18 protein-coding genes and 1 tRNA gene are annotated in these 20237 nt (G+C 57.7%); 6 read left to right on the top strand and 13 right to left on the bottom strand.

Annotated elements, in window-relative coordinates; translation table 11 throughout:
- Positions 1-152: 152 nt before the first annotated feature.
- Complete coding sequence (locus tag CXU21_RS02925; RefSeq protein WP_102724994.1) at positions 153-767, bottom strand: PA14 domain-containing protein; 615 nt, start codon at positions 765-767, stop codon at positions 153-155.
- 72 nt (positions 768-839) lie between these two features.
- Positions 840-1112: a hypothetical protein gene (locus CXU21_RS02920; protein ID WP_180972601.1), complete on the bottom strand. Its 273-nt coding sequence runs from the start codon at positions 1110-1112 to the stop codon at positions 840-842.
- 218 nt (positions 1113-1330) lie between these two features.
- On the opposite strand from CXU21_RS02920, the gene CXU21_RS02915 reads away from it, so the two are divergent.
- A tRNA-Ala gene (locus CXU21_RS02915) sits at positions 1331-1406 on the top strand.
- 223 nt (positions 1407-1629) lie between these two features.
- On the opposite strand, the gene CXU21_RS02910 is transcribed toward CXU21_RS02915, so the two are convergent.
- The 4 genes from CXU21_RS02910 to CXU21_RS02895 all read right to left on the bottom strand — a co-directional run bounded on the left by CXU21_RS02910 (position 1630) and on the right by CXU21_RS02895 (position 6408).
- The gene (locus tag CXU21_RS02910; protein WP_102724992.1) at positions 1630-2136 is read right to left on the bottom strand and encodes a hypothetical protein; all 507 of its coding nucleotides are present in this window, start codon (positions 2134-2136) and stop codon (positions 1630-1632) included.
- A 435-nt stretch (positions 2137-2571) separates the two neighbouring features.
- Positions 2572-3009 carry a pyrimidine dimer DNA glycosylase/endonuclease V gene (locus CXU21_RS02905; protein ID WP_102724991.1) on the bottom strand — a complete coding sequence of 146 codons (438 nt, stop codon included), beginning with the start codon at positions 3007-3009 and terminating at the stop codon, positions 2572-2574.
- Positions 3010-3414: 405 nt separating this feature from the next.
- Positions 3415-4863 (bottom strand): GDSL-type esterase/lipase family protein, encoded by a 1449-nt coding sequence (locus CXU21_RS12300; protein WP_180972600.1) that lies wholly within the window; start codon positions 4861-4863, stop codon positions 3415-3417.
- 123 nt (positions 4864-4986) lie between these two features.
- A complete protein-coding gene (locus CXU21_RS02895; protein ID WP_102724990.1) occupies positions 4987-6408 on the bottom strand; it encodes a cytidylate kinase family protein in 1422 nt (473 codons plus the stop codon).
- Between the two features lie 154 nt (positions 6409-6562).
- On the opposite strand from CXU21_RS02895, the gene ybaK reads away from it, so the two are divergent.
- From ybaK to CXU21_RS02880, 3 genes are all read left to right on the top strand, one after another.
- On the top strand, positions 6563-7057 hold the full coding sequence (gene ybaK / locus CXU21_RS02890) for a Cys-tRNA(Pro) deacylase (RefSeq protein WP_102725422.1): 495 nt from the start codon (positions 6563-6565) through the stop codon (positions 7055-7057).
- 182 nt (positions 7058-7239) lie between these two features.
- A complete protein-coding gene (locus tag CXU21_RS02885) occupies positions 7240-7728 on the top strand; it encodes a pyridoxamine 5'-phosphate oxidase family protein (protein WP_180972599.1) in 489 nt (162 codons plus the stop codon).
- A complete protein-coding gene (locus CXU21_RS02880; protein ID WP_180972598.1) occupies positions 7704-8450 on the top strand; it encodes a TIGR02206 family membrane protein in 747 nt (248 codons plus the stop codon). The genes CXU21_RS02885 and CXU21_RS02880 overlap by 25 nt, the downstream gene beginning before the upstream one ends.
- Positions 8451-8460: 10 nt before the next feature.
- On the opposite strand, the gene CXU21_RS02875 is transcribed toward CXU21_RS02880, so the two are convergent.
- Both CXU21_RS02875 and CXU21_RS02870 read right to left on the bottom strand, forming a co-directional pair.
- Positions 8461-9597, bottom strand: coding sequence for an NADH:flavin oxidoreductase (locus tag CXU21_RS02875; protein ID WP_102724987.1), 1137 nt, complete (start codon positions 9595-9597; stop codon positions 8461-8463).
- Between the two features lie 125 nt (positions 9598-9722).
- Positions 9723-10319 carry an anthranilate synthase component II gene (locus tag CXU21_RS02870; RefSeq protein WP_180972597.1) on the bottom strand — a complete coding sequence of 199 codons (597 nt, stop codon included), beginning with the start codon at positions 10317-10319 and terminating at the stop codon, positions 9723-9725.
- Positions 10320-10349: 30 nt separating this feature from the next.
- Between CXU21_RS02870 and CXU21_RS02865 the strand changes: the two genes are divergently transcribed.
- On the top strand, positions 10350-11366 hold the full coding sequence (locus CXU21_RS02865) for an aminodeoxychorismate synthase component I (RefSeq protein ID WP_102724985.1): 1017 nt from the start codon (positions 10350-10352) through the stop codon (positions 11364-11366).
- The gene (locus CXU21_RS02860; RefSeq protein WP_102724984.1) at positions 11347-11958 is read left to right on the top strand and encodes an aminotransferase class IV; all 612 of its coding nucleotides are present in this window, start codon (positions 11347-11349) and stop codon (positions 11956-11958) included. Before CXU21_RS02865 ends, CXU21_RS02860 begins: the two co-directional genes overlap by 20 nt.
- Positions 11959-12074: 116 nt before the next feature.
- On the opposite strand, the gene CXU21_RS02855 is transcribed toward CXU21_RS02860, so the two are convergent.
- The 5 genes from CXU21_RS02855 to CXU21_RS02835 form a co-directional block, all read right to left on the bottom strand.
- Entirely contained in the window at positions 12075-13256 is a 1182-nt protein-coding gene (locus CXU21_RS02855) for an AGE family epimerase/isomerase (RefSeq protein WP_102724983.1), read from the bottom strand.
- Between the two features lie 14 nt (positions 13257-13270).
- Positions 13271-14188, bottom strand: a complete 918-nt coding sequence (locus CXU21_RS02850; protein ID WP_102724982.1) for a dihydrodipicolinate synthase family protein — start codon at positions 14186-14188, stop codon at positions 13271-13273.
- A 157-nt stretch (positions 14189-14345) separates the two neighbouring features.
- Positions 14346-15791 carry a glycosyl hydrolase family 18 protein gene (locus CXU21_RS02845; RefSeq protein ID WP_102724981.1) on the bottom strand — a complete coding sequence of 482 codons (1446 nt, stop codon included), beginning with the start codon at positions 15789-15791 and terminating at the stop codon, positions 14346-14348.
- Between the two features lie 24 nt (positions 15792-15815).
- The gene (locus CXU21_RS02840; RefSeq protein ID WP_102724980.1) at positions 15816-19199 is read right to left on the bottom strand and encodes a beta strand repeat-containing protein; all 3384 of its coding nucleotides are present in this window, start codon (positions 19197-19199) and stop codon (positions 15816-15818) included.
- A 91-nt stretch (positions 19200-19290) separates the two neighbouring features.
- Positions 19291-20079 (bottom strand): LamG-like jellyroll fold domain-containing protein, encoded by a 789-nt coding sequence (locus CXU21_RS02835; protein WP_146016928.1) that lies wholly within the window; start codon positions 20077-20079, stop codon positions 19291-19293.
- Between the last annotated feature and the right edge of the window lie 158 nt (positions 20080-20237).

The following is a 20237-nucleotide window of genomic DNA, read 5'->3' as shown; positions in this document are numbered from 1 at the left end:
CCGGGCTTCCCTGAAGTGGGGAGGCCCGGTATTTTATCATCGCGGGGGAACGCTTCCGTTCTCCGGTTACCGCACCGTGTGAACCATACCCTTTCTTTTAAAGGTAATGGAGGATGTTCTGAAAAAGTTCCGGCGGCAACTGGCACAGAGCCTTACTCGGCCGTTTTAGGAGCCTGGGGCTTGTCTTCCGGGAGGATGCCGGGAGGCACGAACAGGGCCGTGGACGGAATGATGACCGGGGCAGGGATATCGGGCCCCGACCAGGCGACAGACATATGGTCCGGCCCACCGTCCTCCTTGTGAATCACCAGCAGAAAATAAAACCGGCCAGCTTCCAGCTGAACAGGCTCGGAAGCCTGGTTGGGCTGGTTGCTCCAATTATGGGGATCGGAATACCCTTTCACCGTAGCAATGCAGGCCATATCCTTCTGGGTGGCGTCCTTGCCAAGCCACAGCTCCGCGGAATCGTCGGAAGACAGGTAAAGACGGTACTTGCCGCTGACGGGTACCCGGAGCAGGGCGGAATAACGGGCTCCGTACTGGTCGCCCAGATTAGTTACATCCAGGCTGCTTATCCTGTGAACGGCTGATGCCGCTGTCTCAAAAACCTTCCCGTGCGTTAAATCTCTTACTGAGCTTCCCGGAATACCGAACCATAACTCCTGCGCTACGCCCGGGGAAGGCTCCCCGGCATCGGACGGGCCGGAAGCGGCTTCCGTCAGCAAGGCGCCGCACAGAAGGCTCAGGATGGGTAAAAAAACGTTCATGGATGAATGGGGCAGAGGGATACTCTCTGCAACGACTACGGACAGGATAGGGGCAACCTTTCAAAAACGGCGTCATTCCCGGGGTTCGGTGTCATGGGGGCTCTCCTGCTCCTGGCTGCCGTCCTTCTGGCGGCGGGAACCGCTTCTCCAGATCATCCAGCCGATCAGGAACGCCAGAACGCCCAGCCCGGCCACCCGCCGGGGTGTGGAAATGCCGCTCTCCGCCGTGGGAGCTGGCTGTCCGGCGGTTGCGGGTGGTTCCTGCGCGTGAAGGGAACCTGCCAGGAAAAAAGCCGCCAGGGCGGCAGCGGAAAGCATGCGATGCTGGAAAAGGAGCCGTTTCATCTTTCATGAAAGGTAAAACAGCCGTGCATCCCATTCAAACACATTTATTTGGGCTGTCCCGATTTCCGGGCGGACGCGGATGGATGAATCTTCCCCGTCGGAGATTTCCCGGAAAAATCCTCCGTCCGCATCTTTTTTTGCAGAAAAAGCTTGCGCGCCTGCGGCAATAATGATACTTTCTTCCCGTCCTCAACAGGACGCACCAAGACGAAAGTCAAGGGGTATTAGCTCAGTTGGTAGAGCGCCTCAATGGCATTGAGGAGGTCAGCGGTTCGAACCCGCTATGCTCCACCAAATAAAGGCCTTAAAGCATAAACGCTTTAAGGCCTTTTCCGTTTTATCAACCGCATTGAAAGTCTGGCGGTCAGTGTTTGGTAGAAGGAAGAGAAGTGGAACAAAAGATCTCATTTCAACATTTGTTGTTTGAGGAGACAATCTTGTTCCACTTCTTGTATGAATGTATGATATTAAGGAAATAAAAAACAGGTTTGAAACGTTGATTCTGTTTTGTTGTCCTTTACTTATTGGCGTGGAGCTGGTCAATCAGTGCCTTTCGGTCTTGGTATGCCTGCGAAGGAATTGTTAGCTTGCCATAATGAGCGTCTGCTTTTTTCCAAGCCGCTTTCCACATAGCATTAGATAACGCAGGCAGAGCGGAATCTGGAAGCAATTCTTCCGAATAAGCCATGAATTCCCGTTCATCCGGGGTCTTTGTTCTGAATTCCCCTTTGATTAATTGTGTTACATGCATCCTTTCATGACGCAGGGTGGAAATGCACTTGGCAAAAACTTCCTCCTCGTTAGTAGGGCTTGTCAGTATACGACGCAAATATGCAGGTTTGAACTTGATGCAGGGAGAGCTTTTCGTTCCTCCCGTTTTGGCATGCACGTGGTCTCCTTCAAAATCTTCCACTTTGAGTTGGTAGGTTTTGTCCCCTTGAAAATAGGTATTGTTCAGAAAGTTGATAGCTTCATCATTTTGATTATTAGTGAGGTATGTTTTAAATGTATCCAGATTGCTCATGATAATTGGTTAGTGTTGACCAGGAATGGGAGGCGGTTGATTCTGCCATGGGAACGCTCAGCCTACAGATTCCGGTAATGTTGTTCCTACTCTTTTATTAGTTGGCTTTTCGGATTCTGCCGTGTTGTCTGTCGACACCACGACTTTATCTTTGTTCAGGGCTCGTCCAAGTTTACCCTTTCGAACGGCATTCTCCTTTTTTTTAAAATAACGGCGAACTTTTCAAAAGATGGATGCATCGCAAGAATAACGTCATGGAAATAAACGATTCCATCGCTTTTAGAGGCAGAAACAGTTCTCTCGTACATGATGACGTTGCAGTAAGACGGATGCCAAAATGCCGCTAGGGTGGGGCGACATGGGCAATGATGCATTCATCATTTGCTTGCTGGGCCAACCATTTTATCAAGATATATTTTAATTGTGATGTTGGGGTTAAGTGTACTTTTCCCAGGGACTTACATCACCCTGAATTACCTGAAAAAGGGGATGGGGAAGGATAGATGTAGTCTGATATAATAGGGAATACTGCCGGGGAGACCTTTTTTGGAGCTTGGTCAGGAGATGGTGGAATTCGTGTTCCAGTTGTTTATCCGGAACGAGGAGACGGGGAGGCGGTTGGCACTCGCAGGGAGAAATTTTGCTTAAATCAAAGTTGTAGCCCCTGCGGACGGCTTCGTCATGGACGGCTTTCAGGTAGGCGTCTATGGTCTGAATGGGATTTTCCGTTTCCCGGAAGCGGATGAGCTGGGGATGGTGCGTATAGCCTTTCGTCTGGCCCAGCAGGACTTTCCGGGCGAGCAGGCCTTCACGCCACAGGGCAACCAGGCCGATGGAGTCCAGATAGGAAGGATGAAGGGACCAAAGTCTCATGGTTTTTTGGACTGTGAAAGGCCATACAGCGTTGATTTTTCCTGTGCAGCAGGCAAAAGGCCATAGAGGCGGATATTGAGTTCAGGCGATTCTGCAAGAGAGAAGCCGTTTCAGTCCAGGAGTTTTTCCAGTGGGTCTTTAGTTGCAGAAAAGAACTGGAGAAATGTACGGGAACTCCCGGACTCCGGAAATCGTGGATGGGGTAAGGGCTTTCCTTCACAGGGCCAGAGAGTCTTTTATTATGCTTTGGCTGTCAGGAAGCCTTCATTTCATGAAGGTTTTTCCGGACAGCCAGGATGGATTTTTCTATGTGCCCGGATAGCGGAACGCTCCGGGCAGTAAGTTTTCATCCGCCCGACATGCCGTACTCCAAACGGGAGAATGAGGGAATGGGAAAGCCCCTCTTTATTCCTGTTTGGAATGCTTTTTCATCAGCCGCGCCAGGGTTGGCTGAATGGCTTCCGCCATGAGGCGCTGCCCTTCCGTGTTGGGGTGCAGGGGGCCGGCTTTTTTCCCGTTGATGACGACAACTGCCGGGTCACAGAATAATTCCTCCCGTACCTTGCCTTTGGCGTCCAGAAAGACATTCCGGATGTCCAGAAATGTAACAAACGGATTTTTGGCATAGAGGCGTGCCAGCCTGTCATTGACGGCCATATCCATTTTAAATTTTTTATCCGGGTATGCCGCTGCGGCCACGTGCCAGTTGTAGATGTCGCTGGGAAGGATTCCGACCAGGAGAATGGAGGCATGGGGGAGTTTGGAATGGACTTTGTCCACCACGCGGCAGATGCCGTTGAAGGTTTCTTCTTCCGTATTGCCGCGTCCCGTGTCATTGGTGCCTATCATGATCTGGACCACTTTGGGGGAGACATGGTCCAGGATTCCCTTTCCTCCGATTCTTGCAAGGACGTCATCCGTCGTATTGCCGTTGAAGCCTGCATTGAAGGCGTTGTAGGGAGCATAGTATTTTTTCCATATGGGCAGAAAGTCCTGGCAGGGGAGGTTGTCTTTACGGTAGTTGTCCGTGATGGAGTCTCCAATGGCGACCAGGTGCACCTGGCCGGGGTCCATCCCGTCGATTTTGGCGGGGCGGGGCACTTTTCCTCCCTTGTACTGCGGGTCCATCCGGTGCAGCAGATCGGCTAGTTCATCGGCAAGGATGGAGTAGCCTGTGGATGACAGGTGGATGCCGTCCATGGTGCAGGCCTTGCGAAGGGCGCCGGAGTTGCCTTCCTGAAGCACCAGTCCGGGATTGGAGAAGAAGACATGCCGTTTGTCGGCCAGGCGGGAGAGCTGCTTGTTTGTTTCCCTGATGGCGTCAATCAGGTCTTTTTCTTTCCTCGGCAGAATGCCCAGCAGGAGGATTTTGGAAGAAGGGCATTTCCGGCGGATAAGGGAGATCAGGGCCCTGGTGTTGGCGGCGCATGCTCCGGGGGTGTCCTTCCTGTGGCCGAGGTTGTTCGTTCCGATCATCAGGATGATGACCCGCGGAGAGATTCCGTCCAGTTCTCCCTGCTGGATGCGGTAGTAGGCATTGTCCACGTAGTCGAACCCGAATCCCATGTTGGTGACGGCATGGGGGCCGAACAGCCTGAACCAGGAGTCCTTCCCATATTGCCCGAAGCCATCGGCCGGTTCTCCGGCCCAGTGGTGGGTAATGGAGTCTCCGATGAAGACGTATTCGGGCTTGATGTTCCGGTGGCGTTCCTTGACGGCTTCATGGCGCTTTTCCCAGGTGTAGGCGTGGTCCCGGTGCTGGGCTTCCGGTTTCAGGGTGGGCGGCAGGGACTCCGCTGCTTCCGATACAACGGGCATCAGGAGGAACAACAGACAGAGAAGGAGTTTTTTCATGCAAATAATAACGTCCCTGTTTCCCCCGTTCTATCTTCCGTTTTTCATTCTGCGTCATTGGCGGTAAAAACGGCAGCTTGCGCCATGCCCATGAATTGCACAGTGAGCCTGTCGTTGTCCGGGTCAGGCCAGGGATATTTCTCCCTGGATGTCTTCGGTGCCCGGTTCCGGAAGCGCGGGGTTCCTGACGGGGACCGTTTCCGCGGTGGAGGAGTCCGCCGTCCTGGTGCTGATGGCTTCCAGAATCAGTTCCACCGTGCGTTCCAGTCCGTAGTCGGACGTGTTGACGCACAGGTCGTAAAGGCGGGCGTTGCCCAGCTCCTGCCCGGTATAGTGCAGGCAGTGGGTGCGGCGGCGGGAGTCCATGGTGTCCATGGTTTTGGCTACGCGGGCAGGTTCCACTCCGTAGTTTTCCATGACGCGCTGCATGCGTACGGACGGATCCGCATGCAGGAAGACGCTGAACAGGTTGGGCCTTCCTTTCAGGATGAAGTTGGCGCAGCGGCCCACAATGACGCAGGCGTGTCTGGCCGTGATGTCCCGGATGACTTTGCTCTGGGCCAGGAAGGTGGCGTCTTCCGGCGGCAGTTCCTCCGCCGTGTAGGCGTAGTTCTGGGCGTAGAGTTCATGCAGGAAGCGGCTGGTGAGCTGTTGTTCATGCTTGCGGATGTAGTCCGGGGTAAGGCCGCTCCGGGAGGCGGTGAGGTACACCAGTTCCGAGTCATAGAATCGGATTCCCAGTTTCTCCGCCAGCATTTTGCCGATGGCGTGGCCGCCGGAGCCGTATTCCCGGTCAATGGAGATGACCAGCGGAGCGTCCGGCGCGTAAGCGGCGGTACGGGCCAGCGGAAGGAGTTCTCCCGCCGCGCCGGGGCGCGACAGCCGTTCCAGCAGCCTGTCCGGCCAGAAGACGTGCCTGTTGAAGAAGCGGACGATCATTCCCACCAGGACGGCCGCTACAATGGTTCCCTCCCGGATGCCCGCCAGGCCGGGAAGGAGCGTCAGGGAGCACACCAGGCCTATGCAGACCAGCGTGCAGTCCACACTGGTTTTCACGGCCCCGAATTCCCATTTGAATAGTTTGACGAAGGCCAGGCTCATTCCTTCCGCGGCCAGCAGGACGGCATCCGCCTTGACCTGGAGAAAGACGCCGAAGCCGATGACCAGGCAGCTCAGCAGGCAGAGTACGGTGGACCACAGGTAGCCGCCCGGTTCCAGCGGGGCCATCAGCCACATGGAGAAGTCCGTCAACGCCCCGAAGAGGAATACCACGGGTATCTGAAGCAGATGCGCCGGACGGAAGTCCTTTTTCAGCAGGGCCGCCTGCACGGCCACGAAGGTCAGGTGCATCAGGATGGTGACGGTTCCCATCGTCAGCGGAAGCGCCAGGCTGAGCACATACGGCGTGCAGGAGATGGGGGAGACTCCCAGGTTGGCCTTGGCGGACAGGGCGATGCCCAGGGACATGATGAAGAGCGCCACGATCAGGACGGAGCACCGCAGGATGTGTTCCCCAATGCTTCTCCGGACGTGATGATCTGCCATGATACCGGATGTTAGCCCTTCTGTCAGCGTCAAGTCAAGGGTTCAAGGGGAGGGAACGGCTTTTTCCCTTTCCGTGTGCGGGGGAGAAAGGTCCCCGGTCTTGTCAAAGGGCGCCGTTTTTCCTATTCTTGCGGGCAGATTCCGTTTCAAGCTTATGCCCAAGAAGAAGGAGGTAAAGACGAACGCCATGCGCCTGCTGGATACCCTGCAGGTTCCCTACAGGCATTATTCATATGAGTGCCATGAGTTTGTGGATGCCCGGCATACGGCGGAGGCTCTGGGGCTGCCGGTGGAGAAGATGTACAAGACGCTGGTGACGGTGGGCGCTCCCCGCCAGTATTACGTGTTCGTGATTCCCATTGGCGCGGAGCTTTCCCTGAAGAAGGCGGCGCGCGCCGCAGGCGCCAAGGCCGTTGCCATGCTTCCCGTGAAGGATATTACGGCGGTAACCGGATATGTCCGCGGCGGCTGTACGGCCCTGGGGATGAAGAAGAAGTTTCCCACGGTGATTGATTCCAGCGCGGAGGCCCTGCCGGAGATCGTGGTGAGCGGCGGCCGCCTGGGGTGCCAGATAGAACTGGATCCCCTGGATTTATGCCGGGCGGCGGAGGCCGTTTTTGCCGATGTAGCGGAGGCTTCCGCTTCCTGATGATTTCCGGTATTCCGGAAAAGGGGGAGGGCCGGGGTAAAAAGCTTTTCACGGAGGATTTTTTTCTATATTCCTGTTCCAGTCCGTTTCTCCGTTGCCATGGGCAGCCGCTCCGCTTCCTGTGCTTACGCAGGGGGCCGGATGCTGCACTTTGCATGAAGGAAGGGGAACGGTTCCGGCTTATGAGAAGAAAAGACAGGGAAGTAACCCGGCGGGAGGACCTGCTGGAGATGATGGCGCGGTTCAAGGTGTGCCGCCTGGGCTTATGGGACGGCAGGGAGGTGTACGTGGTGCCCCTGAACTTCGGTTATGAAGAGCGGGACGGCTCCCTGGAGCTGTTTTTTCACTGCGCCGGGGAGGGCCGGAAGCTGGATATCCTGCAATCACGCCCGGAGGCTTCTTTTGAAATGGACGGCGACCATGTGCTGGTGGAGGGGAAAACCCCGTGCCTGTACAGTTATGCCTATGCCTGCGTGATGGGCAGGGGGATGGTGGATTGTCTTCAGGAGGATGGGGAAAAGATGCATGCCTTGAGCCGCATCATGCTGCAACAGACGGGGCGGGAAGCGGCTTTTACCCCCGCCATGGTCCGCGCCGTATGCGTCCTGCGCCTCCGGGTGGAATCCATCAGCGGCAAGCTCCACGCATGCCCGGAACCTCCTTCCGCCTGATTTCCATGTCCGGAGACTCCGTCACCCTGTTTATCCGCTGGAGCCTGCCGCATTGGGTGGCGCTCGGCATCGTGGCGGCGGCTGCGGGCGCTCTCCTGTGGGGCTGCCGCCGGCTGGGTATGGAAAAACGCGTGCTTGTCGGCAAGGTACTGGGAGCCGTTTTCCTGCTCACTTTTTTGGTTGAAACCTTCGGGCGCATTGTCCGGGAGCACTGGGAACCCTGGCAGGACCGGCTTCCCCTGCATTTTTGCAGCCTGATGACGCTGGCCTGCTTCATCGCCCTGTGGTACCGCAGGCCCTGGGCGTGCGCCGCCGCTTATTTCGGCGTGCTGGCCGCCAGCATCCAGGGGCTGATTACTCCCATGCTGTATGAGGGGTTTCCCTCCGGCGCCTTTTTTGCCTTCTTCGTGGGGCACGGCCTGCTGCTGGTTTCCGCCCTGTACATCCCCGTGGTGCTGCAATGGCGCGCACGCCCCTGGGACGACGTGAAAACGCTGGCCTTGTGTGATGCGTACCTGTTGCTGATCATTCCCGTGAATATTTGGCTGGGCACGAATTACGGGTTCACCCGGCATGCCCCTCCCGGAACCGTTCTGGAGTACTTCGGGCCTGCGCCGTGGTACTTCCTGACGCTTCAGGTTCCGGCGCTGATTGTGCTCCGGCTGCTGTACCTGACGGTCCGCCCCGGGAAAAAGCAGGAGTGTTCAGGGGAAGATGCCTGACCGCCAGTTCCTATTTCAGCGTTTTCAGGTCTTCCTTCGTGAACAGGTGGATGTCCTTTTCACGGGCATGGCGTATCTTTTCCGCCCATTCCGCATCCGCCAGCAGCGCGCGCCCCACGGCAATGAGGTCGAACTCCCCGGCTTGCAGCCGTTCCACCAGCGGTTCCAGGCTGGCGGCTTCCGCCTCCGGGCCGCCGTCAAAGGCGTTCGTAAAATCTCCCTTGAGTCCCACGGAACCCACGGAGATGGTGGGTTTTCCGGTGAGTTTTTTGGTCCATCCGGCCAGGTTGAGGCGTGAACCCGCAAACTCCGGTTCCCAGAATCGGCGCGTAGAGCAGTCAAAGATGTCCACGCCCGCCTCCGCCAGGGGCGCCAGAAAGTCTTCCAGCTCCACGGGGGAATACGCCAGCTTGGTATCATAATGGCCCGTTTTCCATTGGGAGAAGCGGAAGATGATGGGGAACTGGCTGCCTACCGCCTTGCGTACGGCATGAATAATGCGGCTGGCAAAACGGGTGCGGCCCACCAGGTCGCCGCCGTATTCGTCCGTGCGCCTGTTGGTTTCCTTCCAGAAAAACTGGTCGATCAGGTAGCCGTGCGCTCCGTGCAGTTCCACGCCGTCAAAGCCCAGCCGTTTGGCATCCGCCGCCGCCCGTGCAAAAGCGTCAATGACTTCTTCAATCTTGGCGATGCTCATGGGTTCCGCCGTTTGCTCCAGCGTGTTCACGTCTATTCCGGAGGGGCCTATGGGCGGCAACTCCGGGTTGGGCAGGTTGTCCCCCTTGAAGGGCCGGTCCATGCCCACGTGCCAGAGCTGGGGGACTATTTTGCAGTCCGTGGTATGGACGGCTTCCAGCACCTTTTTCCATCCCCGCAGGGAGGCGCCGCCGAAGAAGTTGGGATAATTGGAGCAGGGGGAAGCGCTGGGCTCGTCAATGAAGGTGCCCTCCGTAATAATAAGGCCCACTTCATGCTTCGCCCGGCTCTTGTAATACTCGGCCACCTGGTCCGTGGGAACCCCGTTGGGGGAAAATCCCCGCGTCATGGCCGGAAGGACAAGACGCGTCGGGGTGTTGAGCTTGCGTGAATGAAAAGGCTGGAACAGGATTTCCATGTCCCTGATTTTAAGTTCGTCCTGTGCGTTCATGAGAATAAAAAGGCGTTATATCCTGACCTGGCCCCGTGAATGGGCCGGGATGGTACAGGAATGAGACACTTTACGGTTCCCTCCCGTTCATCCCTGGAAAATTTGATCACGGGATTCATGGGGTTTTATCCCTTCTCCGGAAGGGAGAGAAAATTCCGCAGCAGGAGCGCTCCGTCCGGGGTCAGGATGGATTCCGGGTGGAACTGGATGCCGTACAGGGGAAGTGACTTGTGGCGGATCGCCTGGATGTTCCCGCCGGAGTCTCTGGCCGTCACGGCCAGTTCTTCCGGCCACGGGGCGGAGGCAAGCCGCCAGGAATGATACAGGCCTGCGGGGAATTCCTCCGGCAATCCGTCAAGGACAGGGCATGATTTTACCCGGCGTATGGATTCCCGCGCCCCGTGCAGCGGCTGGGCAAGGTGTTCCAGCTCCGCCCCGGAATGGACGCCCAGGATTTGATGCCCCAGGCAGACGCCCAGCACCGGGGTGAAGGACGGCAGCCTGTCCAGAAGGCGGAAGGTGGCCTGGTGGCACGCGTCCCGCACCATGCCGGGCCCCGGAGACAGGATGAGCTTTTCCCCTGCCTGGACCGCCTGTTCCAGTTCCGGGGAATCATTGGGAACTACGCGCGGAACGGCCATTCCCGTCACCCGGACGAGTTCCGCGAGATTCCAGGTAAAGGAATCCCGGTGGTCAATGATCCAGACGTTCGGTTGACTCATGGCGCGCACATGATAAAGTAATTCCCGCCAATGTACACACGGGAAGAGACCATCCGCCGCATGAATGCCCTGGGCCGTGCGGAACAGCCGTTCTTTTTCGTGATCTCCCATGACCTGGAGCACAACCTGCTGGTGGAGCCTGCCGGAGCAGGGGAGGGGCGTACGGCGGCCTTTGCTCTTCCCCTGGGAAAGATGGAACTGAAGGGGGAGGCCCCTGCGCTTCCGGAACGGATACGGTTCACTCCTTCTCCCTGTTCCATGTCCCGGTATGCGGAGGCGTTTTCCTCCGTCCGGAAGCATCTGCTGAGGGGGGACTCCTACCTGCTGAATTTGTGCGTGGCCACTCCCGTGGAAACCAATCTGGCGCTGGTCCACCTGTTCCGGTTCGCCCGCGCGCCCTACCGGATGCTGCTGGGGCCGGACGCCCGCGTCCCCGGCGTGCATGGCCGCGGATGCGTCTGCTTTTCTCCGGAACCATTCGTCACGGTGCGCGGACGGACCGTCTCCACGTTTCCGATGAAGGGAACGGCTCCTGCCGCCACGCCGGAAGCCCGCCAATGGCTGGAGACGGATGAGAAGGAGAACCGGGAGTCCGCCACCATTGTGGACCTGATGCGCAATGACCTCTCCATGGTGGCGGCTGGCGTGCGGGTGAAGCGCTACCGCTATATCAGTTCTGTGGAAACGCGCGGCGGCGCCATCCTGCAGTGCAGTTCTGAAATTTCAGGCACTCTCCCGGAAGACTGGCGTTCCAGGCTGGGGGAGATGATGATGAAGCTGCTGCCCGCCGGAAGCGTGACCGGAGCGCCCAAGGAGGCCACCTGCCGGGCCATTGCGGAGGCGGAAGATATGGAACGGGGATTTTACACGGGGGTGTTCGGTTTTTTCAACGGGCGGGAACTGGATTCCGCCGTCGCCATCCGCTTCATGGAAGAGGCCGGGGAGGGAATGGTGTACAAAAGCGGAGGCGGCATCACCGTCATGAGCCGCATGGAGGAGGAATACCGGGAAGCTATTGCCAAAGTTTATGTGCCGTTTGATCTTTGAAACCGTAAAATGGAAGGATGGAGCCCCCTGCCTGCTGCCCTGGCACCAGCGGAGGGTGGAGAGGTCCATGAAACTTCACGGTGAGGGAGGTGCCTCCGTTCCGGATCTGGCCTCCGTGCTGGAAGGGTGCCCCGGTCTGGAGGGCGCAGGCGTTTACAAATGCCATATCACGTATGATACCCGGGGAAGGGTGAGACCCCCTTCTTATGAACCTTACCGCCCCCGGATGGTGAAAAGGCTGCGGTGCGTGGAAATTCCACGGCTGGATTACTCCTGCAAGTGGGAGGACCGGACGGAGCTTCAGGCGGCAGGGCTGGGGTTGGGCGAGGATGAAGAAGTTCTTATCCTTCAGCATGGGATGGTGACGGATACGCGGTACAGCAACGTCGTGTTCGGGGACGGCTCTTCCTGGGTAACTCCGGAGACGTTCCTTCTTCCGGGCACCAAGCGCGCATTCCTGCTGGCGCGCGGAGCCATTGAAGCGCGTTCCTTGAAAGCGGAGGATATAGGAAAATTCCGGTTCTGTTCCCTGATAAACGCCATGCTGGACCCCGGTGACGTGGTGGTGCGTACGGAGGATGTTCTGCTGTAACCGCGGGAAAAGCCGCAGATGAGGGGGAAGGGACGTTGTTTTCCTTTCATCCCGCCGGGCATAAAAAACGGCCATCCCGTAAAAACACGGGACGGCCGCCGGTTAGGAAACCGCTTTTAAATGGCGCCGCAGTAGTGGGCGCAGCACCACATGGCGCGGGGATGGTGGAAGAAGGACTTCCAGAGGCTGCCCTTGAGGGTGTTTGCCCTGGAGCCGTCCTTGTTCAGGTAGCCGAACCAGTCGCCGTGCTTCACGTCCTGGAAGTGGGAGAAGGCCCAGTTGTGCACCATGTCGTGATAGATGGCGTAGCGTTCTTCCCCGGTGAGCTTGTAGGCGAGCGTCATGGCGATGAGCGCTTCATCATGCGGCCACCAGAATTTCATGTTGTGCCAGTATTCCTGGACAGGCTTGCCATACACGTCCGTGAAGTAAAGCAGGCCGCCGTTTTCCTTGTCCCAGCCGCGGGCGAACGCCCAGTCGATCATGTCGCAGCCCACCTTGATGAGTTCCGGATCATTGCCGCGGTGGCGGGCTTCCTCCAGCACGAACCAGCCGCCTTCAATAGTATGGCCGGGATTCAGCGTGCGTTCGTCAAAGTGGTCAATGATGGCGCCGTCAGGGCTCACCACTTCCATCACGGCCTTGAGTTCCGGCTTCATGAACAGGGTGCGGAGGTCATTGATGCAGCGATTGATCCATCCGGTGTAAAAGCCGTCCCCGTCACCCAGGTACTTGCGCAGTTCCTGGGCGGTCGCCAGCGTGATCATGCGCGTTCCCAGTCCCGTGGAGGGACGGTTCCCGGTGAATTTGGGAACCATCTTGCCGGGGGTGAAGCAGATGTCCGTGAAGATATCGAACCAGTGGCGGGCGGCCCTGGCGGATTCCTCGCTTCCCACGGCTTTTGCGTGGGCGGCAAAAGCGATGGCGGCGAAGGATTCACTGTACGCATAACGGCGCTTGCGGATGGGGGTGCCGTCCGCCTCCACATGGAAGTACATGCGGCCGTCGGAAGGGTCCACGCATTTGGCCGTCAGGAAGGTCAGGGCGCTTTCCGCCCATTTGAGCCAGTCCGGGTTCTTTTCAATGCTGTTGTACATCGTCAGCAGCATCCAGGCCATGCGGCCCTGGGCCCACACGGATTTATCCGTGTCCACCAGGGTGCCGTCCGCGTCAAAGCAGTGGTAAAGGCCCCCGTTCTTCTCATCAAAAGCGCGGGGGAACCAGAACGGCAGAACGTTTTCCAGAAGCTGGCGGCGGTAGAATGCGCCCAGGACGGGCAGGTCAAGTGTGGCAGCCATAAGGGGGAAGCGGTTTAGTTCATGGACCACTGGAAGAAGCCGATGGCTTCCAGCTCGGAACGCAGTTCCTTGAGCTGTTCCGCGGTGGGGTTGCCCTGCGGCAGGCGGGCCGGGCCCAGGTCCACGCCCAGCCAGCCCATCAGGGCCTTGGCGCAGCCCATGTAGCCCTTGGAGGCCAGGATGTTGATCATCTGCACGGATTTCCACTGGCAGTCGCGCGCCGTTTCCACGTCCCCTTCCTCAAAGGATTTCATCAGCTTCTGGTACAGGGCCGGGGCAAAGTTGAAGGAGCTGCCCACCGCGCCCCTGGCGCCTACGGAGAGGGCTCCCGTGAACCATTCGTCCACACCCCAGGGGATGTCCACGTTTTCATCAAAGTTCAGCGTGGTCTGGTACAGGGCCAGGTCCGGATTGGTGAATTTGATGCCCGCAAAGTTCGGAATCTGTTCCTTGGCCAGCTTGATGAAGTCCACGGGATTGAAGCGCACGCCCGTCAGCACGGGGATGTCATAGTAGTAATAGGGCAGGTCGGGAGCTCCGGAAGCGGCAAAGGCGCAGCATTCCACCAGGCGCTGGACGGTGCCGGGCTTGTAATAGGAGGGGGAAAGGGAGCTGGTGGCCACAAAGCCGCATTCCTGGGCAAAGGCGGCCAGTTCGCGGGCGTCCCAGACGCTGTTGGAGCCGGTATGGGCAATGACGTCCACGCCGTGCCTGGCGGAAGCTTCCTTCCAGGCAGAGTAGATTTCCTTGCGTTCCGCAAGCTGCATGGAAGAGGATTCTCCGGTGCTGCCGGTAATGAAAGCTAGTTTGATGCCCTGGGCGGCAAGCAGTTTGGCCTGGGCGTCAACAATGGAAGGATTCAGGGAGCCGTCCGCCTTGAACGGGGTATGTACGGCGGCCACCAGGCCGTGGAGTTTCAATGTGGTGTTCATATATAATAAAGTGATATGAAAATGATTCGAAGGAAATAATGGCAAAGGGCCCCGGGAAAGACAACCCCTGAATCCTTTTGAATCAAAAAAGACCACATAAAAAAACGCGCATTCTCCAAAAGGGAATGCGCGCCGGAGCAAAAGCTGATTCAAAACATTAGCGGACAGGCTGTTGCTTGATGAGGGAAAACATGGCTCTGGCCAGGGATTTCGGGTGCGTCAGCGGTAAATCACCATCATAGCACCAGATCATCACGCCACCCAGCTTCTGGTTTTTCACATACGTGCATTTTTTCTTAATGGTGGTCATGCCGTTAAAATAGTGCTCCTGGCCGTCGATGGTGCACAGGTCCGTACCGGGGGCGATGTTGGGATAGAGCTGGATCACGTTGGAATAACCTTTCTGGGCATCCCAGTTGCGGTTGGAGCGCGTCTCGTTCGTATAGAACGGCAGGCCGACGACGATTTTGCAGTCCGGAATGCTTTTCCTGCGGATGGCTTCGATGTCCGTGAGCATGTCCGGATAGGTGGAGTGCTGTCCGGCACGGTCATAGCTCATGAGGTTGACGAAGTCCAGCAGGTCCATCATTTCACTGGTGGGCGCCAGGTAGTACGGGTTGATCGCCGCGCTCAGGGACATGCCGCTGGCACCCATGGCGGAGCGTACTTCTCCCAGCAGCAGGCAGAAGTTGTACCATTCGTTGGTGTTGTCCGGGTATTCCCAGTCAATGTCTATACCGTCAAATCCCTTTTCCTTGGCAAAGGAGACGAGCTGGTACGCGAATTGGCGCCTCTTCTCCGCATTCCCTGTGAAAGCCGTCAGCCCTGCGTCACAGTGGGCCACGCCCAGAATGATCTTGCTGCCCGCCGTGCCGCGCAGTTGTTTAAGCTTGTCCAGGCCGGCCAGGAACTGGGCGTTGTCCTGTCCCGTCAGGTTTCCCTGGGCGTCACAGCCCACGTTGAAGTAAATGAGGTCCGTGAATGATTTGAAGTGCTGGGGGGTCAGCTGGTCGGGATTCCACCTCATCAGGTTGGTGCTGCGGTAATAGGGCACCACGCGGAACTGGTAGGGGTACACCTGGGCGAAGCCTTCCGGGGAAGGATTGGTGACCGCCACGTTTGAATCTTCCAGCAGGGCTACGCCCGTACAGGAGGCGTCCACCTTGTTCAATCCCCGTACACGAAGAGGGTTAATATCCACGCACAGCCAGAAGTAGTTGTCACCCGGGGAGAGCGCCTGGCTTCCCTCGAACTGGAAGGTTTTGGCCCCCTTGGAGATGGTGTTGAGAATAGGGATGGCCCGGCGGTTGAGCTGCTCCGCATTCGGGGAGAAATAGGGCGTGGAGCCGGAGTAGAAAATCCGGGCCTTCGCGATGTCGGAAACGGTGGTGGTTCCGGCCATGGAGAAGGACATTCCCTTCAGGATCTGGCTGGTTTCCGTGACGGTCACCTTGATCTTCATGATGGCCTGGCTGGCCGCGCCCGCGTACAGGACGGAGTGCGTCTGTTCACAGGATGCCGTGGCGGAAGCCGCGTACAGGGGGGCTGCGCCGTACAGGCCCAGGGCCAGGGCGCACATGCCGGTTTTAAGAATATTATTCATGTTTTATTAACGGGTTAATTGTTTTTAGAGGGTGCGCTTTCTGACGGCGAGCATGCCGCCTGCGGCCAGAAGGAGCAGAAGGGCGGCGGCGGGTTCCGGGACTACGAGGCCGTTGGAAATCCAGTCCAGATGCAGGGAATTGTTCTCATCCCAGCGCAGTTCCCAGTGGCCCAGCTCCAGGGCAGGGTCATAGCCTTCCAGGCCCAGATGCCCCACGGTGACGGTAGCGGAGTTGGAAAGGGAGGAGAGGATTTCCGAGAAGGAGCCGTCCATGCTGGTGACGCCGGAGGCATCCATGACCAGGTAGGACTGGTCACTCTGCCAGATGGCGGAGGTGTAGTCCACCCGGTCATCCCCCAGGGTGAGCGTGCCGCCCAGCGTCAGGGTATCCGCATGCAGTTCCAGGCCTGCCACGGAGCCGCGGGAAAGGTCGATCGTGATTCCGTTGGAGATGTCAATGACATTAGCCGTCACGGAGAAGCTGCCTTCACCCGTACAAAGGACGGTGACGTTGTTCCCCAGGGTCAGCGTGTCTGCGTTCAGGCTGCCGGTCCCCATGACGGAGAGCTGCGTGCCGTCTTCCAGCCGCACGTCCGCCGCATTCAGGGTGGACTGTTCGCCGATGTGGAGCGTCCCGCCGCTGACCGTGAAGGAGGTGCGGGCTTCTTCCGTGCTCCAGTCTGCGGAATGGTAGCCGTAGGTCGCTCCCTTGGTGACGGCAAACGTGCCGCCGTAGACGGTCGTATTGGCCCGGATGCCGGACTGGCTGTTGGCACCGGACATGGCGACGGTGCCACTGGATCCGGCGGCGTCATTGATGCTGATGTCCGCCACGGATTCATCCTGGGAGCTGAGGCCGTCTTCAAACAGAATCCGGCGGTTGTCCCCCGCATTGAAGGACCCCGTGGAACCGTCGTTGAAATGGATGGCGTTGTAAACGCTCCCGTCCTGGGCCGTGTTTCCGCGGAAAATGATGTCCGCCTGGTCCGCCGTCAGGGAAACGGAACCTCCCGCCTGCAGGTTGATGGAACCCCCGGTGTTTTCCGCACTGTTGTTTTCAAACAGTACCGTTCCCGTATTGCCGGAAATGGAAACGTTGTAGGCGTCCAGGGCGCCTCCTTCATAGGCGGTATTGCCGGAAAAGGCGGCAGAGCCGGAATCGGAAATGGTGATGTCTCCATAGGCGCTGATGGCTCCCCCGTAGGAAAATGCGTGGTTGTCTGAGAAGGTCAGGGAGCCAGCGCCGGAGAAGGTAACGTTTCCGTCAGAGTAAATGGCGCCTCCGCTGCCGCCGCGGGCCTCGTTGCCCGTCATGCTGAAGGAGGAGGCGGTGTCAACCGTTACGTCTCCGCCTGACCAGACGGCGCCGCCCGCGCCGGCTTCCGCAATGTTGCCGGAGAAGGTAACGTGGCCCACATTGGACCACTCCACGGCTTCATAATCGTTATTGATGGCTCCGCCGTTCTCGCCCGCCGTATTTCCGGTGAAGGAGATGTCTTCCGCAATGTCGGAGAAGTTCAGGCTGCCCGTGGTGCCTCCCGTATGGATGGCGCCCCCGTTCGTCATGGCGGAGTTCCCGGAGAAGCTGATGGCCCCCGTGTTGGAGAAGGCCGCGCCGCCGGAGGCGTAAATGGCCCCGCCGGAGGCGGACTCATCTTCGATTGTACGTACACTGTTGTTGGTGAACGTAAGGGCTCCCGTGTTGCTGAAGGTGACCGTATCGTTGGCGGCAATGGCTCCTGCGCCGTAAAGGGCGTCCGAGTTGGACATGTCAGCGGCATTGTTGGAGAAGGTCAGGCTGCCGATGTCCTGGAAGGTGACGTTTTCCGAGAGAATGACGGCCCACTTGGCTCCGTAGTTGTCCATGTTGATTCCGTGGTCGCCCGTGAAGGTGATGCTCTGGAGGGTGTTGTTATACCCGCGGCCGCCTATCCAGCAGTTGACGTTTGCTCCCAGGGCTCCCAGATTCTGGTCCGCCGTGAGCGTAAAAACGGTATCCGTATCCGTCAGCACGCTTCCCGCCCATGCCTTGGAGCCCAGTTCCAGAGCGGCACGGGTCATGATGTTGAGCGTGCCCTTGTTGTTTTCCGTGTTCAGGAGAATGCCTCCTTCGTGCCAGTTAACCATGTAGGCATAGGAGCTGCCCCCCATGTCCAGCGTGGCCCCGTCCTGAACGTCGATGACGTTGGAAAGGGTGTGGCCGTTCATGAAGAACAGGGCGCCGGAAGCGATGCTTACATTGCCCAGATTGCCGCCGGTGCCAAAGGCGTTATCCACATCCAGCGTCAGCTTGCCGGAGTCCACGCGGACCACGCGTCCGGAGGAAATGGTATTGGCCCTCTGGATGACCAGTTCCCCGGCGCCGGATTTAATCAGGCTCAGGCCGGAGAAATTGGCGGTGGTGGGGTCTCCGTATTCATTGGACGTGTTCTTATTGGCAAAGACCTGGTTGAAGTAGAGTACGGAATTTTCTCCGATGGAGAGAGCCAGCGCACTGCCGCCGCCGGTTTCGCAGACGATGGCGTCCTGGTACTGCGCATTGGAGGAAGTCCATGTAAGTGTTTGGTTGGCCCCCAGTTCAATGGTGGCCGTCGTGCCCCAGCCGGCAATGTAAATGCCCCGGCTGGCCGTGCCCCCGGATTCATACCCCTGGGAAATGACGATGCGGCCGGAGGTTCCGGAAGCGAATTTAAGGGCGTAAAAGTTGTTGTGCAGCTTGCCCAGGGAGGCGGAATCATACCCGAACTGGTTCAGTTTGAGCGTTCCTCCATTCAGCGTGATAGTGGGGGACTGGAAATTGGCCGTGTAAGTGCCGTTATGGAACAGACGGCCGTTGCTGGCGTCCAGCACGGCTCCTGCACTGATGTTGATTTTCCCGTTAATCCGGTTGTTGTCCGCGGCCGTAATGTTTCTTTCCCCGGTAAAGACCAGCGTGCCCGCATTGATATTCCAGGCGCCGCTGGCCGTATGCGTTCCGCCCAGGGTGACGGTGCCGCTCCCTGTCTTGGTAAGCGTGGAAGTTCCTGTGAGGTTGGTATCCAGGACTTCATAGGAATCTTCCGCATTGGGTGCGTCCAGAATCAGCCCGGTATTGGAAAGAGTGGCGGAACCGCCGTTGCTGCCCGCGGCCGTGCCCGTCAGGGTAAGGGAACCCCCGTTCAGGGTAACGGACGCTCCGTCGTAAAGCAGGCCGGAGGCCGTTATTCCGTTTCCAACCGTGATGGAGGAATTCGTCTGGAACCGGGCCGTATTCCCGCTGTTCCAGTCTGTGGCGGATCCATCCATCTGCCACGTTCCGGAATCTGTCCAGGCTCCATTGCCTCCATTCCAGGTATAGTCTGCTCCATAGGCCGGAATGCAAGAAAGGCAACTGGCGAACACGCCAAAGAATAGTGCGGTTGTTTTCATGTAGTTTCTAACAGATAGGGTAATATCGAATAAAAAAGGGAAAACAAGAACCAACTTGTTTTCCCTTTAAAAAATCATGCTTAAAATTAAATTACCTTCTCCAGCGGAGCATGCACAGGGAGGCCAGCCCAAGCAGGCTCAGCGTGGCGGTGGCGGGTTCCGGAACGGGAAGGGCCGGATTGGCGGCCAGCGCGGCAATTTCCGCATCGTTCAGAACGCCGGAGTATAATTGAAGATCGTCCATGGTGGTATCCGCGGAGGATGCCAGCTTCAGGGACTGGACGTTTCCGGTGAAATTGACTCCGGAAGCGGTGATTCTCCGCTGTCCGTCCAGATAGATGTTCAGTTCCCCGTTCTGGAAGGTGATGATGATATTGGAAAATGAATCCTTGGAAACCGTCAGGTTGGCCCAGTTTCCTACATTTCCGCCGCAATAAGCCGCCCATGCGCCCGCGGTGGAGGTATCACCCGAATCCTTTTGAAGGTACATGTTCTGGTTATTGCCGGACGTGAAGGTCAGCATGCTGTTCCATTTGGTTGTGGAATGGTTGCTGCCCGGGGAGAAATCCTTCACGGCAATGGAAAGGCTGAAACCTTCCGTAGTATTCAGGCCAAGCCCGGTGCTGGAAGATCCCAGCGTAAGCTGTCCGCCGTTCGCGCGGCTGTCATATCCCAGACCCTCGTATCCTGCCGTATAATTCATCCAGCCTCCCCCGCTGAAAGTAGCGGAACCGGCGTCCGGTCCGGCCAGATTATTGCCGTTCAGGGAAGACAGGCTGCCGTCGAGCTTGTTGAAATCATAAAAATATTTCAGTTCGGCGGCCTGGGCCCCCAACCCCGAACAAAGCAGAAACATGGTAAGGTACAGAGACGGTTTCATCAATTTATGAATAAAGTAATTAAACAAGGGCAGTATCGGATTTACAATCCGGAAGGTGGCTTCAACTTAAAGAACTTCTTGTAAATAAATAAAGTTCCCGTATCAGCCGTGTTTTTTTATTCCTACCTTATATGTGGGAATATTTGTCGTTATGTTTT

The sequence above is a fragment of the Akkermansia muciniphila genome (genome assembly GCF_002884975.1).
Classification (GTDB): Bacteria; Verrucomicrobiota; Verrucomicrobiia; order Verrucomicrobiales; family Akkermansiaceae; genus Akkermansia; species Akkermansia muciniphila_C.
This window is presented reverse-complemented; position numbering and strand designations above follow the sequence as displayed.

Bases quoted from the DNA above. Each gene is read 5' to 3' on its own strand.
- CXU21_RS02895 (WP_102724990.1), bottom strand. From the start codon at position 6,408: ATGGCAGATCATCACGTCCGGAGAAGCATTGGGGAACACATCCTGCGG.
- CXU21_RS02880 (WP_180972598.1), top strand. From the start codon at position 7,704: ATGCCCGGAACCTCCTTCCGCCTGATTTCCATGTCCGGAGACTCCGTC.
- CXU21_RS02835 (WP_146016928.1), bottom strand. From the start codon at position 20,079: ATGAAACCGTCTCTGTACCTTACCATGTTTCTGCTTTGTTCGGGGTTG.
- CXU21_RS02855 (WP_102724983.1), bottom strand. From the start codon at position 13,256: ATGGCTGCCACACTTGACCTGCCCGTCCTGGGCGCATTCTACCGCCGC.
- CXU21_RS02885 (WP_180972599.1), top strand. From the start codon at position 7,240: ATGAGAAGAAAAGACAGGGAAGTAACCCGGCGGGAGGACCTGCTGGAG.
- CXU21_RS02860 (WP_102724984.1), top strand. From the start codon at position 11,347: ATGTGCCGTTTGATCTTTGAAACCGTAAAATGGAAGGATGGAGCCCCC.
- CXU21_RS02925 (WP_102724994.1), bottom strand. From the start codon at position 767: ATGAACGTTTTTTTACCCATCCTGAGCCTTCTGTGCGGCGCCTTGCTG.
- CXU21_RS02840 (WP_102724980.1), bottom strand. From the start codon at position 19,199: ATGAAAACAACCGCACTATTCTTTGGCGTGTTCGCCAGTTGCCTTTCT.
- CXU21_RS02870 (WP_180972597.1), bottom strand. From the start codon at position 10,319: ATGAGTCAACCGAACGTCTGGATCATTGACCACCGGGATTCCTTTACC.
- CXU21_RS02910 (WP_102724992.1), bottom strand. From the start codon at position 2,136: ATGAGCAATCTGGATACATTTAAAACATACCTCACTAATAATCAAAAT.
- CXU21_RS12300 (WP_180972600.1), bottom strand. From the start codon at position 4,863: ATGAAAAAACTCCTTCTCTGTCTGTTGTTCCTCCTGATGCCCGTTGTA.
- CXU21_RS02845 (WP_102724981.1), bottom strand. From the start codon at position 15,791: ATGAATAATATTCTTAAAACCGGCATGTGCGCCCTGGCCCTGGGCCTG.
- CXU21_RS02920 (WP_180972601.1), bottom strand. From the start codon at position 1,112: ATGAAACGGCTCCTTTTCCAGCATCGCATGCTTTCCGCTGCCGCCCTG.
- ybaK (WP_102725422.1), top strand. From the start codon at position 6,563: ATGCCCAAGAAGAAGGAGGTAAAGACGAACGCCATGCGCCTGCTGGAT.
- CXU21_RS02850 (WP_102724982.1), bottom strand. From the start codon at position 14,188: ATGAACACCACATTGAAACTCCACGGCCTGGTGGCCGCCGTACATACC.
- CXU21_RS02905 (WP_102724991.1), bottom strand. From the start codon at position 3,009: ATGAGACTTTGGTCCCTTCATCCTTCCTATCTGGACTCCATCGGCCTG.
- CXU21_RS02865 (WP_102724985.1), top strand. From the start codon at position 10,350: ATGTACACACGGGAAGAGACCATCCGCCGCATGAATGCCCTGGGCCGT.
- CXU21_RS02875 (WP_102724987.1), bottom strand. From the start codon at position 9,597: ATGAACGCACAGGACGAACTTAAAATCAGGGACATGGAAATCCTGTTC.